This window comes from Desulfoluna sp. (assembly GCF_030145185.1).
GTDB lineage: Bacteria > Desulfobacterota > Desulfobacteria > Desulfobacterales > Desulfolunaceae > Desulfoluna.
The window spans coordinates 43,743-58,255 of the sequence record NZ_JAQYWB010000016.1 but is presented as its reverse complement, the minus strand read 5'-3'; the positions used below and the strand labels follow the sequence as shown (position 1 = coordinate 58,255).

General features: G+C 56.6%; 11 protein-coding genes. 1 reads left to right on the top strand and 10 read right to left on the bottom strand.

The genetic code is table 11. The features are described 5' to 3' along the window. Positions 1-452: 452 nt before the first annotated feature. Complete coding sequence (locus Q1Q75_RS06960) at positions 453-836, top strand: hypothetical protein (RefSeq protein ID WP_300668606.1); 384 nt, start codon at positions 453-455, stop codon at positions 834-836. On the opposite strand, the gene Q1Q75_RS06955 is transcribed toward Q1Q75_RS06960, so the two are convergent. The 10 genes from Q1Q75_RS06955 to Q1Q75_RS06910 form a co-directional block, all read right to left on the bottom strand. Further along, the gene (locus Q1Q75_RS06955) at positions 833-994 is read right to left on the bottom strand and encodes a hypothetical protein (RefSeq protein WP_300668604.1); all 162 of its coding nucleotides are present in this window, start codon (positions 992-994) and stop codon (positions 833-835) included. The two genes, Q1Q75_RS06960 and Q1Q75_RS06955, sit on opposite strands and share 4 nt — an antisense overlap. Further along, a complete protein-coding gene (locus Q1Q75_RS06950) occupies positions 991-1,365 on the bottom strand; it encodes a GntR family transcriptional regulator (protein WP_300668602.1) in 375 nt (124 codons plus the stop codon). Before Q1Q75_RS06950 ends, Q1Q75_RS06955 begins: the two co-directional genes overlap by 4 nt. After that, positions 1,366-2,124 carry a hypothetical protein gene (locus Q1Q75_RS06945; protein ID WP_300668601.1) on the bottom strand — a complete coding sequence of 253 codons (759 nt, stop codon included), beginning with the start codon at positions 2,122-2,124 and terminating at the stop codon, positions 1,366-1,368. Further along, entirely contained in the window at positions 2,121-2,960 is an 840-nt protein-coding gene (locus Q1Q75_RS06940; protein ID WP_300668599.1) for an ATP-binding cassette domain-containing protein, read from the bottom strand. The genes Q1Q75_RS06945 and Q1Q75_RS06940 overlap by 4 nt, the downstream gene beginning before the upstream one ends. 729 nt (positions 2,961-3,689) lie before the next feature. Beyond that, the gene (locus tag Q1Q75_RS06935) at positions 3,690-4,097 is read right to left on the bottom strand and encodes a hypothetical protein (protein WP_300668598.1); all 408 of its coding nucleotides are present in this window, start codon (positions 4,095-4,097) and stop codon (positions 3,690-3,692) included. Between the two features lie 246 nt (positions 4,098-4,343). Next, positions 4,344-5,924: a dipeptide ABC transporter ATP-binding protein gene (locus Q1Q75_RS06930; protein ID WP_300668596.1), complete on the bottom strand. Its 1,581-nt coding sequence runs from the start codon at positions 5,922-5,924 to the stop codon at positions 4,344-4,346. A gap of 494 nt (positions 5,925-6,418) precedes the next feature. Further along, positions 6,419-7,453 (bottom strand): ABC transporter permease, encoded by a 1,035-nt coding sequence (locus Q1Q75_RS06925; RefSeq protein ID WP_300668594.1) that lies wholly within the window; start codon positions 7,451-7,453, stop codon positions 6,419-6,421. A gap of 259 nt (positions 7,454-7,712) precedes the next feature. Beyond that, the gene (locus Q1Q75_RS06920; protein ID WP_300668593.1) at positions 7,713-8,822 is read right to left on the bottom strand and encodes a microcin C ABC transporter permease YejB; all 1,110 of its coding nucleotides are present in this window, start codon (positions 8,820-8,822) and stop codon (positions 7,713-7,715) included. A 367-nt stretch (positions 8,823-9,189) separates the two neighbouring features. After that, the gene (locus tag Q1Q75_RS06915; RefSeq protein WP_300668592.1) at positions 9,190-11,040 is read right to left on the bottom strand and encodes an extracellular solute-binding protein; all 1,851 of its coding nucleotides are present in this window, start codon (positions 11,038-11,040) and stop codon (positions 9,190-9,192) included. Beyond that, entirely contained in the window at positions 11,037-13,937 is a 2,901-nt protein-coding gene (locus Q1Q75_RS06910) for a pitrilysin family protein (protein WP_300668591.1), read from the bottom strand. Before Q1Q75_RS06910 ends, Q1Q75_RS06915 begins: the two co-directional genes overlap by 4 nt. Between the last annotated feature and the right edge of the window lie 576 nt (positions 13,938-14,513).

Sequence of the window (14,513 nt, the reverse complement as noted above, 5' to 3'; positions counted from 1 at the left end):
GGCAAAAGTTAGTTGAGACAAAGAATAATCGTTTTGACCGATAGTTTATTACGTGACTAACTTTGGCAAGTCAAACATTTTGTAGGGAGCCGAATGCGTGATGCGTTCAACCAGGCGGAGGCTGGCTTTTTTGTGGTAATGAACCCGGTCACTTAGATAGGCAAAAATAGTGGGCAAAAGAGATCAGATATTTTTCTTTTATGCGAAATCGCTCTAATATTCGAATGATTAACTGCTGGTGTATGATGAAGATATCTTGGAGATTTGGGGCTGCCACAGGGAGAGCTATGTCTGGTTTTACGTTTTGCGGAGTGTTTGCCGAATCGAAAGGTGCGGCGACGCAGTGGTCAGGCACCCTTGCCCATACCGTGGAATATTTTAGGCTTGCCAAACAATATTCATGGTGTCATAAATATTTAGCGTAATACGAAACGAGTGGTTCGGAACCCTCAATGGCAGGAGTCCTTGAGGGGCCGGGCACCCCCTGCGTGATCTACCTCAATGTGAATAAAGGAGAGAGCTTTATGGAACCCAATCGCTTCGGAACGAGCCGTGAGATGGTGATCGATGAGATTGAAGTCAACGGTATCAGACAGGTGATGGCCATCGATGAAAAGGGGCTTTACCTGACAACCCCCGATAAGGTGGCCCGGCCCACGGCCGATGTGAATCGTTACGGGGTGGACCGGAGCCGGGTTATCGACACCCTGGAGTCCATGGGCTACGACACGCAAAAGCTCAGGAACGAAAACCATCATATTGTGGCTGCCCTTGCGGTCAGCGGGTCCACGGAGAAGAAACTCAACCCCATCAAAGCCTCCAAGCGTGGAGGCTAACAGGCCCAGCAGGCGGGGTATGAGAAAAAAAGGCTCCGGGGATTCGGGGCCTTTTTTTTGATGTTTTGAGCCTGCCGGCAGAATGTCAAAACCAGGACGGTGATGCCGATAAGCAGAAAGATCGCTCCGATGAGGAGCCAGAGATTGCTTGGCTTCATGCTTTATCCTCCGTATTGGGGTCATCCTCATAAAGTTTTTGAAGGGTGTCCATGCCTATGTCCAGGAGATCCATCATCCTGAAGAGCCGGGGCAGCTCTGTGGAACGAAAGTGCTCCCTTTTTTCGCAAAGGATGATCTCCCGGGCCTCCTCTGTGATGAAGTACCCGATGCCTCGTTTGTTGAAGACGATCTGTCGGTCCTGGAGGTGGGTATATGCTCTGGCTGCGGTGTTGGGGTTCACCTCAATCTCCACGGCCAGATCCCGGACAGACGGGAGCCTCTCCTGGGCCTTTCGGGTGCCCGTGAGGATGGCATGGCAGATTTGATCGGCGATCTGAAGATAGATGGCCTGATGGTTGGAAAAGTTCATCTACACCTCATACTCTTTGAGCTTCAGGTAGCTGATAAACCAGAAAAACGGTGCCAGCCCGTAGGTTATGGCTCCTTTGACGAGTTTGAGGATGAGGTGTCCATGACTTGTTTGCCCGGGGGTAAGGAAAAAGGAGAGATGGTATCCGCTGGCATGGGGGGCGTTGAAGGCGCTCCAGCCAAGAATCCCTGTAAAGAGCGCAATAAAACCAAGGCACAGCCAGATGCAGAGTGTGGTTTTCAAAAATTGATGGCTCTTGAAGACAAGGGACCCCAGAAAGAAAAGGGCGTGGGTGATGAGATAAAACAGGATGATTTTAAGGTTCATGGGATCAAGCGGGTGAAAGACCGGCAGTGCTTGCCCGTGCATCCAAAATGAGACCGCCGACGCCACCTGTGAGAAGAGCGCAAAAATCAGGGCAACTCCTGCGACAAAACCGATGGACGTCAGCCCCAGGCGGCAGAGAAATTTTTCAAGGGTGGATGCCGGGAGTGTCAGGTAGAGCCAGCCCTGGGTTTTATCATGGAGCCTTTTAAACGCGGTTGCGGTGGAGAGATATCCTGCCAGGAGCAGGTAGAACCCAAATGAGTTGACATGGAGGCCAGGTAAGATGCCGATGACCTTGCTGAAGAAAAGAAGAAACGAGAGCAGGCCCACAATGACTGCGGCGGCGATGATTTTTTCCTTAAAATCAAGCAGCAGTTCGTGTCGAAGTAAAAGCATAAAACGTCTGAATTCAAAAGTCTCCTGGGTTGTCATGGCAAGTCTCCCTGAAAGCAGGTGTGCATCGCATCGGGGCTGGTAAGAATGGTGTTGAAGAGCAGCTCAAGGTCAATGGCTGAGTCGACGCCGGTCTCGTTTTTTTGGACCACGGTGTAACCGGCGATTCCCCTTTCGTGATAGACGGCGGTGTCGGGCAGATCGGCAAGGTGGGTCATTTCAAGGCATCTGGAGACCTCCTGCATGGACTGCTCGAAGACAATGCGGCCTTCATCCAGCACCACGACCCGGTCGATTAAGTTCTCCACGTCTTTGACCTGATGGGTGGAGATGAGGATGGCCCGGTCCTCCCGCATGGAGGCTGCCACCATTTTTCGGAACATGCCCTTGGATGGGATGTCCAGCCCGTTGGTGGGCTCATCCAGGAGGAGGAGCCGGGTGTTTGCGGCAAGACCGAAGGCGATGAGGACCTTTTTCCGTTGCCCGAAAGAGAGGGCAGGCAGTCTGTCCGAAGGGCTCAGGCCGAAGCGGCCGATTTGTTCATGGAACCATCCTGCGTCGAAGTGGGGATAAAATGGTGCGTGGAGTGTGACGAATCGGGAGATGGATACCGGCGGGAGCTGAAATTCTTCGGGAATGAAAAAGAGCTTTGCGAGCATCCCAGGCCGCCTTTTATGAGCGGGGGAGTCAAAGGTAACGCAGGTTCCGCTTGCCGGATGGAGGAGGCCGGCCATCAATTTTAACAGGGTCGTCTTTCCTGCGCCGTTTTTTCCAAGCAGGCCGGAAATCGTGCCCGCCTCAACGCTGAGGGAGACGTCAGAAAAGTGGGGGCGCTTGCGTTGGTATGCAAAGCGCACGTGATTCAGTTGGATCATGGTGTCTCCTGTTTTGGTGTACTATGTCACTAATACACTTTGGATACAACGGGACGACAAGTGATGTCAAGGAGAAGGGGGGCGCGTCTTTGCATTTGGCAGGGGGACGACAGGCTCATCCTCCGGTTCGACGTTTCGTCTCTGTAACTATTCAACTCCAAAAAAAGCCTCCGGCGGCAAGGTGTGCCACCTTGAAAGCAGGTTGCGAATGCGTTTTGCCCCTCGTCCCTCGGGTCAAATCACATCCGCCTTTCTGATTATCTCTTATTCACAGCCATGGTTTCCCTGTCCATTTCAGGCTCCAATGTTACCCATACCGGTGAGATTACGGTGGCGTCCTATGATGGGCACCCATTTAATATCAAAGCGCGAAGCGTGCCCATCTGGCAGTCGGGAAACCCACAACGATTAAAATTACATAAATTTCGACGACGCAGCATCTCTCCCTGGCGTGATCGGTTGCACCCGCGCCAGATGGGCACGGCACACCCTTTGCCCATCCTACAGGTTTCCAACAATAACCAGCGTACAGAGGTTATGCGGCACCAAAACCTGGCCATTGATCACTCAAATATGGATGGGAAAGGATGTTAATCAGATTCGCCTTTAAGATGAAATTTGATCAAAAACGATTTTTAAAACCTGTTTGTTAAATTTTCAAAAGTTTAGCCTCCGGCAGGGCCGCCGGAGGCATTGTTTTTTTTTCCTGCAACCTTAAGACGTGACCCCTTATTCCGGAGGGGTGGCCACGTTAACCCCCATGTTGTCCACATGCCAGGAGACAGGAGAATCGGGGTGGAGGCCGCCGTGGAAGGAGGCGCCGCCCCAGGTGATGCCGCAGATGGATGTGAGTTTTGCTCCCCGATCTTCCGGCAAGAGAACAAAGCTGAAGGACCCTGTGGGCTGGGTGCTTCGGGAAATTGCCTTGTAGGCTTCATCGGAGGTGACGATGAGACGGGGCCAGCGATCAGTTTTCTTGAAAGTGGTGGCGCTCCATGTGCAGCCCTCCACCGGAATCAGTGTGATGGCATTCGGGGTAATGTCCACACGAATTTTAAACTCAGTGGTGTAAAACGCGGCGGCAGTTGAGGCCAGAATGGTCAAAACGGCGAGGGCGGTCAGGGATAAAGTGCGCATGGCGGGCTCCATAGAATGCTTCGATTTTTGGGATTGTTACGTCAACGATCTATATTCTAAAAGGGTTTATTTGAATAGGCTATGCTCCACTTGAAGGGGGTGCCATAGCCCTTGACATCGGGATGTTTGCTGGACCGTTTGGCGATAAACGGCGACATGGCCTCAAAATCGTGCATGACCCCGTCAACTCTTCGGGTTTCCAGGTCTTTCGCCCTGAGGGGAATCAGCAAGGTCGAAATAAATAGTTCACGCCGCCTCCCTTTGGCCTTTGAGCAGCATCCGGGTGTAGGGGTGGTCGGGGGCGGCAAAGACGGTGGCCGCGGGGCCGGACTCCACGAGTTTACCCTCTTTCATCACGGCGATGTGGTGGCTGATGGCGCGGATCACGTCTAAATCGTGGCTGATAAATAGGTAGCTTAATCCGTGTTTTGTCTGGAGCTCTTTGAGCAGGGAGATGATCTGGAACTGGATGTTGCGGTCCAGAGACGAGGTGGGTTCGTCCAAAATCACCAGCTTTGGGGCCAGGGCCAGGGCTCGGGCGATGGCGATGCGCTGTTTCTGGCCGCCGGAGAACTGGTGGGGGTATTTTTCCTTATCTTCAGGGGAGAGGCCCACGTCGGTGAGGCATCGGTCCACGGCCTTTTCGATGTAGGGCCCCGGGAGGGCAAAGGCGCGCAGGCCCTCGCCCACGATGTCTCCCACGGTCATCTTGGGGTTGAAGCTGCTGTGGGGGTCCTGGAACACCACCTGGATGCTGCGGCGGAGCTGTCTTAAGGGCTCACCGGTGAGCTCGGAGAGGGGCTCGTCGTCAAAGCGCATGGTGCCGGTCGAGGGGATGAGGCGCAGGATGGCCTTGGCCAGGGAGCTTTTGCCGGAGCCGCTCTCTCCCACGACGCCGAGGGTGGTGCCTTCCTCTAAAATCAGGGAGAGGCCGTCGACGGCCTGGATGGGGTGCCCCTTTTTGAACCGGGCGTGCTGGGTGTAGGTGACCCCGACCCCTTCGAGTTCGAGGAGGTTTTTCTTTTTTTTCGGGGCGGGGACGGGCCCACCGTGGTTTTTGTTGAGGAGGGTGCGGGTATAAGGGTCCTTGGGGGAGGCAAAGAGTTCGCAGGTTGGGGCGCTCTCCACGATGCGTCCGCACCTTGCCACCACCACGCGATCGGCATGGGTCCGGACGATGGCAAGGTCGTGGGTGATCAGGAGGATGGCGGTGCCGAAGCGGTCCCGAACCCGGGTGAGGAGGGTGAGGATCTGGTCTTGGAGGGTGGCGTCTAAGGCCGTGGTGGGCTCGTCCGCCACAATCAACTTGGGGTTTCCCATCAGGGTCATGGCGATCATGATGCGCTGCTTCTCACCGCCGGAGAAGGTGTGGGGCAGATGGTGGATGCGCTCTTCCGGCTCTTTGATCCCCGCATCGCCCAAAAGAACGATCGCTTTTTCCATGGCCGATCTTTTGTCCATGCCTTCCACCATGCGGGCCCTCTCCGTCATCTGTTTGCCCACGGGGTGCAAGGGGTTTAGCGAGGTGCCCGGCTCTTGAAAGATGTAGGCGATCTCCGAGCCCCGAAAGCCGCGGAGCTCTTTTTCCGAAAGGGCGGTGAGCTCGGTGCCCTCGAAGGTGATGGAGCCGCGCACCCTTGCCCCCAGATGTCTCTGGAGCTGGACCACGGCGTGGGAGCAGACCGATTTTCCGGAACCGCTCTCGCCCACCAGGGCCAGGATTTCTCCCGTTTTAACCTCAAAACTCATATCATGTACGGCAGGGCACAGGCCCTGACTGGTCTGAAAATCCACGGCCAAATTCCGGATGGAAAGAAGTGGTGTCATGACGCCTCCTTAATTGAAAAATAAAGGGTAACTATTTAGCTTTTAAAATGCTGCCTCCGGCGGCGAGGTGTGCCACCTCGAAAGCGGGTTTGCGAATGCGCATCGGGAGGCGTCTCTTGAGGCTGCAATGCGTCCGCATTCACCCGAAGAGTGAAGGTCGGCAATGTGAGCCGCATGTGCGTGAGCAGGCGGTTTTTCACTGGCAACTCATGGGGTGATATTAACCGGCATAACTCCGGCGGCCAGGGGATAATCCCCTGGACCTTAGGTGGTGAACGCGCTTTGTCCCTATGTCACGGCGTAGCCCATTGACGTGGGTCGAATGGCGACGCATAGACTTGGGCTTAGGCGGACTTGTCACGCCGGAGGCTTTTGCGTAGGCGGATTCCTCGGGGCAAATCACATCCGCATTCAGCGTTGTAAAAAGAAGCTGTTTGGCAACCTTTTCAAAAGGTTGGCCCCCGGCAGGGCCGCCGGAGGCTTTTTTTTAAGATTTACGCGCCCCCTCCCTGAATATGCTTCGGGTCCATGGCGTTTCTGACGCCTTCCCCGATGAGAACCAGCAGGGTGAGCATGCTGGCCACGATGGCAAAGGCAGAGAGGCCGAGCCAGGGGGCGTGGAGGTTGGATTTGCCTGCGGCGAGGAGTTCGCCCAGGGAGGGGGAGCCCGGGGGCATGCCGAAGCCGAGAAAATCCAGGGAGGTCAGGATGCCGATGGAGCCTGAGAGGATAAAGGGGAGGAAGGTCATGGCTGCCACCATGGCGTTGGGCAGGATGTGGCGGGTGATGATCTCCCTGTCTTTGACCCCTAAGGCCCGGGCAGCCTGGACGTAGTCGAGCTGGCGACCCCTGAGAAATTCGGCGCGGACCACGCCCACGAGGCGCATCCAGCCGAAGAGGACCATCAGGGCCAGGAGCCACCAGAACCCCGGGGTCATAAAGCTGTTCATGATGATGAGAAGATAAAGCATGGGGATGCCCGACCAGATCTCCATGAGACGCTGGCCCCAGAGGTCCACCTTCCCGCCGTAATACCCCTGAATGGCACCCGCGGTGATGCCGAGGACGGAGGTAATCAAGGTGAAGGCGAAGCCGAAGAGGACCGAGAGGCGAAATCCGTAGAGGCTCCGGGCAAAGACATCCCGGCCCAGGTCGTCGGTGCCCAGGGGGTTGGTCAGAGTGGGCGCTGTGGGGGGCGGGGAGGGCAGGTCGTAGCGGATGGTGTCGTAGCTGTACCGGATTGGGGGCCAGAGGATCCACCCCTGTTTTTCGATCTTCTCTTTAAGGTAGGGATCGCTATAGCAGGCCTCGGTGGGGAGAAATCCGCCGAACACCTGCTCGCTGTAGGCGGCAAAGAGGGGAAAGTAGTGCTTCCCCTGGTAATGGACGTAAAAGGGTTTGTCGTTGGCGATGAGCTCGGCCCCCAGGCTCATGGCAAAGAGAAGGCCGAAAACCACAAGGGAAAAAAAGGCGCGCCGGTCCCTTTTAAAGACGGTGAGGCGCTTGCGGGTGAGGGAAGATAATTTCATGATGGCGCGTGTATCCATGGGCACGGTTTAGGGTTGGGCAAAACGATTGCCTCCGGCGGCCCTGCCGGGGGCTAAACGTTTGCCTGATTTTATAAAGTCGGGTTTAACAAACAGGTCTTAAATACATATTTCAAATTTACATCAACCCAAATGCGAATGTGATTTGACCCGAGGAACGAGGGGCAAAACGCATTCGCAACCTGCTTTCAAGGTGGCACACCTTGCCGCCGGAGGCTTTTTCTTTCCCGGTTTTCAGCCATCAAAGGCTACTCCCCGACGACCCAAAGGAGATGCGGGGGTCCACCAGGGTGTAGGTCAGGTCGCTGACGATGCTCAAGGCCAGGCCCATGAGGGTAAAGATATAGAGGGTGGCGAACATAACGGGGTAGTCCCGGCTCATGGCCGCTTCAAAGCCCATGAGCCCCATGCCGTCTAAGGAGAAGATCACCTCGGTCATGAGCGAGCCCGTAAAGAACATGGAGATAAAGGCCGCTGGGAACCCTGCGATGACGATGAGCATGGCGTTTCGAAAGATGTGGCCGTAGAGAATTCGCTTCTCGGTGAGGCCCTTGGACCGGGCCGTGTTGACGTACTGGGCGCTGATCTCATCTAAAAACGCGTTTTTGGTGAGCAGGGTCAGGGAGGCAAACCCGCCAATGACCAGGGTCGCGATGGGCAGCACCATGTGCCAGAGATAATCCAGGATTTTTCCCCAGGTGCTGAGCTGGGCGACGTGATCGGAGACCAGGCCCCGTAAGGGGAAAAGGGTCAGATAATTGCCACCGGCAAAAAGGATGATGAGCACGATGGCAAAGAGGAACATGGGCACGGCATCCCCCACGATGATGACCAGGGAGCTCCAGAGGTCGAACCGGCTGCCATGGCGCACGGCTTTGGCGATCCCCAGGGGGATGGAGATGAGATAGATGAGAAGGGTGCTCCAGACCCCCAGGGAGATGGAGACGGGCAGTTTTTCTTTGATCAGGTCGATGACCCGCTTGTCCCGGAAAAAGCTCTCGCCGAAGTCAAAGCTGGCAAAATCCTTCAGCATCAGCACATACCGGGTGAGCAGGGGTTTGTCGAAGTTGTAGAGGCGCTCGATCTCTGCGATCACCTCCGGCGGGATGCCGTCGGCACCTTTGTACGGGGAGACCGACTCATCCAAGGCCTCTTCGGTGTCCGAGGGCCCGCTGGTCTCCTGGGAGCCCGTGGCCCGGTCCACGGCCGAGACCTCGATGCCGGATAATCGGGCGATCATGGTCTCTACCGGACCTCCGGGGGCGGCCTGGACCAGAAAAAAGTTGATGGTGATGATGCCCAAAAGGGTCGGGAAGATCAGTAAAACCCGTTTGGCGATGTAGTGTGTCATATGGTCTCCGAAAATAAGAAAAAAGCCTCCGGCGGCGAGGTGTGCCACCTCGAAAGCGGGTTGCGCCCGTGATGGATGATTTTGTGGCCTTGCCCATCGTTTCGGCCATCTGCGTTTTCACACCATCAGCTCAATTAAAAAAATTCACTAAACTGCTTAGCAACCATGGGGCCTCGTCTTCCCTGGTTTTTCAGTCTCACTGAACAGAACCGGCCCACAGCATTCTACATTTATAAAACCGGCATCTCCTGCAAAGACGCTTGAAGAATCTCACCCTTGGCGCGAATGCCTCGAAAACGCAGGCATAACGAAGGCCCCACGCATTCGCAAACCCACTTTCAAGGTGGCGTCACCTTGCCGCCGGAGGCTATTTTTTGCTCATCTCCATCGATTTTGACACCAGGCAGTCCGGCATTTTGGCGTCTTTTGCCGGGTCGACCCACCAGGTGTCGATGCTCAGGCCGTGGGTGGGGCGGGTCTCGGGTTTGCCGAAGCGGTCCCAGCAGGCGAGGCGGAAGCGGTCGCTGTAGCCGTCCGGGATGATGTAATGTCCGTAGAGCAGGAGGCGATCCAGGGCTTTAGTCCTTGCCACCAGGGCGTCGTGGTCCGGGGCGGCGATGACTTTTTCCACCAGGGCGTCCACGGCGGCGTCATGGATGCCGCAGAGGTTGCGGCTCCCTTTGACCCCGGCGGTTTCGCTGTGCCACATGCCGCGTTGCTCGTTGCCCGGGGAGAGGGACTGGCGGAAGCCGGAGAAGACCATCATGTATTCCTTGTTGCGGACTTTTTGGATGTAGTGGGTGGAGTCCACCAGGTGCAGGGTGAGTTCGATGCCCAGGCGGGCCAGGCTCTGCTTGAAGGGGAGGAGCTCTTTCTGCATGGCCTTGGAGCCCATGAGAACCTCGAGTTTCAACGCGTTTCCTCTCTTGTCCCGCATGGCTCCGTCTTTAAACCCGTATCCCGACTCGGCGAGGATGGCTGCGGCGTCGCCCAGGCGCTGGCGGTCCATGCCGGAGCCATCGCCTGTTTTCAGCTTAAAAGGGGTAGTGAAGATCTCCGCGGGGACCAGGTCCCGGAGAGTGTCCAGTATGTTGAGCTCCTCTCCTTGGGGGATCCCGCTGCTGGCGAACTCGGAGTTCGAGAAAAAGCTGGTGTGCCGTTTGAGCTGACCGAAGTAGATTTTGCTGTTGATCCACTCGAAGTCGAAGGCGCGGGTGAGGGCGCATCTGACGTTTCGGTCGTTTAAAGGAGGTGCCAGGGTGTTCATGACAATCCCCTTCATGCCGGTGGGCCTGCTGTGGGGGATTTCCTCCTTTTTAATCCAGCCATTCTCCACGTTTTTTCCGGTGTATCCTCGGTACCAGTTTTTCCCGGCGCTTTCTCCCTGAAGGTCGTAGTGGCCCGCCTTAAAGGCCTCAAAGGCGACGGTGCGGTCCTTGAAGTACTCAAACACCATGCGATCAAAATTGTAGCGGCCCTTGTTGACCGGCAGGCCGCGTCCCCAGTAATCGGGCACGCGCGTAAAGGTGATGCGTTTGCCCGGGTCCGCGGAGGCGATGAGGTAGGGGCCGCTGCCCAGGGGGATTTCAAGGGTGCTTTTCGACAGGTCCCTGCCTTTCCAGTAGTGCTTGGGAAGCACCTTGAGCTGGCCGGCGATGTAGGGCAGCTCGCGGTTTCGTCCCTCTTTTTTAAAGTGAAATTTCACCGTGTGGGGGCCCAAGGCCTCCACGCGGTCCACCGCCTTGAAGTAGTTTTTATAAAAGGGGCTCTCGCCGGTGATGGCCGCAAAGCTGAAGCAGACGTCCTCGGCGGTGACGGGGTGGCCGTCGTGGAATCTTGCCTCTTTTCTCAGGTGGAAGATGGCCCAGGCGTTATCGTCTGAGGTGGTCAGCTTTTCGGCGAGCAGCCCGTAGGCGGCGGAGGCTTCATCCGCGGAGGACTCCATGAGGGTGTCGTAGATGAAGCTCACGCCTGCGGCGCAGCGACCCTTGACGGCCACGTCGTTTAAACTGTCGAAGGTGCCCACCATGCCCCGGCGAAAGGTTCCTCCCTTGGGGGCATCGGGGCGGGTGTAGGCAAAGTGGGTGAAGTCTTCCCCGTATTTCGGTGAACCGATGAGGGTGACGGCATGGGTGGTATGCTCTTCGGCCGTGGCCGGCAGGCTGCCGGCCAGAAGGAAAAGGGCCGCCGCGCCCATGTGCATCAGGCGGCGCTTCATGAAGCCTCCTTTATTTCGGGGGTGTAGACGGTGATAAATCCTTTGATACCGGTGAGTGTTTCAGCGGCCAGGGTGTTGAGCTCCTCAAGGGTGGTGCTGCGCAGGGTGTCTTCGCGGTTTACCACCTCATCAAGGGGCCAGTCGTAGGCAAAGGTCGTAGAGAGGGTGCCTAACCAATAGCGGTCCTTTTTCTGGACCTGGACCAGGGAGGTGAGGCTTTGTTTCACTGCCATCTCCATCTCCTGCTTTGTCACGCCGTTTTCGCCTATGTCCCGCAGGATGCCTTCGGCAAGGGGAATCAGCTCATCCACGCGCTGCGGGTCGCAGGTAAATGAGAGGGATCCTTTGAACAGGGGAGTGGGTTCGGGCAGGATGCGGAGCCCGGCGGAGATGGCGTAGACCCCTCCGATCTCCTCTCGGACGGAGAGCCTGAACCTGCGGGAGAGGATTCTCCTCAAGATGGAGAGCTGAACGTTTCGTTTGAGGGTGAAATGGCTCTCTTTTTCGTAGAAGGCGGAGATCGAGGCGCGCTCGGCCAGGTCGCCTTTGCCGGTGAGGCGGATACTTGAAGGGCCTGCGACAGGATTTTGTCGGAGGCCGCGGTCCACCCCTTTTCTTTCATTGGTTATGGCTGGAATGTCGCCCAGGTAGCGGGCGGCCAGGTCGGCGATCTCATTGGGCTTTACGTCCCCCACAACGGTAAATGTAAATGTGGAGGGTGAGGCAAAAAAACCTTGATAATCAGCGAGGAGGGCCTCAGGGGTAAGCGTTTCCAGGTCGCCTGTGGCCAGGGGCTGGTCTCGGAATTTATCGTTGTGGCGTGCCTCGGCAGCCTTTGCAGAGAAGAGGAATTTCTTATCCTGGGCCCGGGCATTGATGCTTTGTGTCATCCGCGCTTTGTGTATGGACAGAGCCTTGGGGGAGACGTCAGGGGCGATAAAGTAAAGACGCAGCATCTGAAAGAGTGTCTCGGCCTCAACGGTCGCAGCGCCACCGGTCAAGGAGGTGGTGTTGGCATTCAGGGAGGGGGAGATATTGACGCTCCGGCCCGCCAGGAATCGGTTCAGCTCAGCGAGTGCGATCCCTTTAAAACCGCTTTGATTGACTAAGGTGGCGGCCATGGACACTCGTTTGTAATCGGCATCTGGGACGCTTGAGAGGCCCCCCTTGGCGGTTCCTCGGATGAGGAACTCGCCGGGGGTGTAGGAGGTGGGCTTGATGATAAGGCGGGTTCCGTTGGAGAGGGTGTAGGAGAGGCCGTCGATGGTGGACATTTTTTGTCTGTCCGCCACGGCACCGCCCTGGGGCGGTGTGGGGAGCAGTGAGGTGATGGCCGGGGCCAGGGTGTAGGGCGTCAGGGCCGTTTGGTGGGCCTTGGTCATCAGGGCGGTGATCTCCGGTTTTGAGAGGGTTTCGTCTTTTCTTTTTTCTGGGAAGGTGAAGAGGACGGAGCGGCTCGCAGGGGAGAGGCATCGACCAAAGGCCCGGTTCAGGTCCCCTTCGGAGATGTTCGCTTCGGCCTGGAGGAACAGGGCCAGATTCTGGTCGGGATCCGTCAGGGACCCACCGCTGGTGTCAAATTCGCAGATGGCGTTGGCGTGGTCGGACGACTCCACGCGGCGACCGGGGCGGGCCGCTTCGGTCAGGGCCTTTTTGAAGGCGGCTTTTTGTTCGGCAAGCTCTTCGGGCAGAAAACCGAAGCGGCGAACCCGCTCCATCTCGGCGTAGAGAGCAAAGATCCCTTCGGAGACCTTCCCTTTAACGGGGCGGGCCATGAAGCGGGCCGTGCACAGGTTGCTTTCAATATTCGTGACCCGGGCAAAGGCGCGGAGCAGGGGAAGCTCTTGGTCGGTGATCTTTTTCTGAACGCGTCGGTTAAAGGCGGAGAAGGCCAGCTGTTCCGTGAGGTCCCGTTTAAAGTCCTCGAAGGTGGTGGTGGGGGTTCGGGAGAAGAGGTGGTCGGTGGCCACGACCCCGGAGGTGAGCTCGGGGTCGGTGAGGGTGGTGACACGCAGGCCCGGGGTGAGGGGCACCTCTTTTGAGGCGGCTGCGCGGGGCTTTCGGGGGGCGACATCGCCCAGGGCGGTTTCGATGCGTGTTTTCATGTCGTTTACATCAATATTACCCACCACCACAACGCTCATGCGATCCGGGGTGTAGTTGGCGTCGTAATACCCTTTCAGGACAGCGCGATCCGCTCCCCGCACAATGGGCATTTCACCGATGGGGTCCCGTTCGGGGTAGAGGGACCCGGCCAGCAGCACGGCCCGGCTTTGATTGCTGATTCGCTTTCGCACGCCATCACGCATGCGCCATTCTTCGACAATCACCCCTTTTTCCTTTTCGATTTCGCTCGGATCAAAGAGCAGGCCGTCGGCCCAATCTCCCAACACCAAAAAAGCTTTATCCAGCAGCTCGGGACGGTTCAGGGGCATGCTGAGCTGGTAGTTTGTGACCTCGGTGGAGGTGTAGGCGTTGGTGTGGGCTCCGAAGGTGAGGCCCGCCTCCTCAATGAATGCGATGAGCTCGTTGTGTTCAAAATGGCGGATTCCGTTAAAGGCCATGTGTTCTACGAAGTGGGCGAGGCCCAACTCTTTGCCTGTCTCATTGAGGGACCCGGTGCGGACGTTGAGCCGGAGTTCCACGCGGTCCTCCGGGTAGGGGTTTTGGCGAATGTAGTACCGGAGCCCGTTGTCCAGAGTGCCGGTGAGTATTTTTTTGCTGACAGGGAGGGGCTCGGTTGTCTGGGAGGGGGATTTGAGAACCGCGCAGGCGCTGCCCAGAAGCAGGAGGGCTGTAAAAAAAAGAAACAGAGAGCCTTTGCTGCGGGTTCCGGTCGGGGACACGGAAACGGAGGCGAGGCTTGTGTTTGGGTTTGGGTTTGGGCTTGGTTTCATGGACGGTTTACTCCGTAAAAATGGGGTCGGGAGCTGCTAAAGGCCAGCTCGGAAAACGGTGCGCCGTGTCCATCGCCTCACGTCGGTGTGAAAGGCAGGACAGCGTGAACCCGATAATTTTAAGTGCGGTCGGCGGTTTTCGTTTTGACTGCCAATATAGTTTCGGCAGTCCAAACAAGGCAGTTAAGTACTGGGCCTTATACCATTTGTCAATGGGTTGAATTTGTGTTGATCGTTCATGCCAGGCTGTAACTGCTTAATTACAAAGCTTTTTTCTTTTTTTAGGCGATCCAAGAAAATAGTTGAATGCCAAAAATACCTTGACAGCCAAAGGGCTAATCGATAGATGTCTGTGCCAAACGACAAAAAGTTAGTTGAGCCGAAATCTGTTTTTGTGTCCAACTCAAAGCGAGGGCAGTGCGAGCACCGTAAAAAGGGACAGGTAACATAAAAATGAGCGTTCGAAGATTGTTTCGCTGGGCGATAACCGTTTTTTTCGCTGATAGACAATGAGGACAAGCGAGCCCTGCCGGAAGGCCGGTCCATTTTCAGCCCGAACCTCAATACCTTTGTATG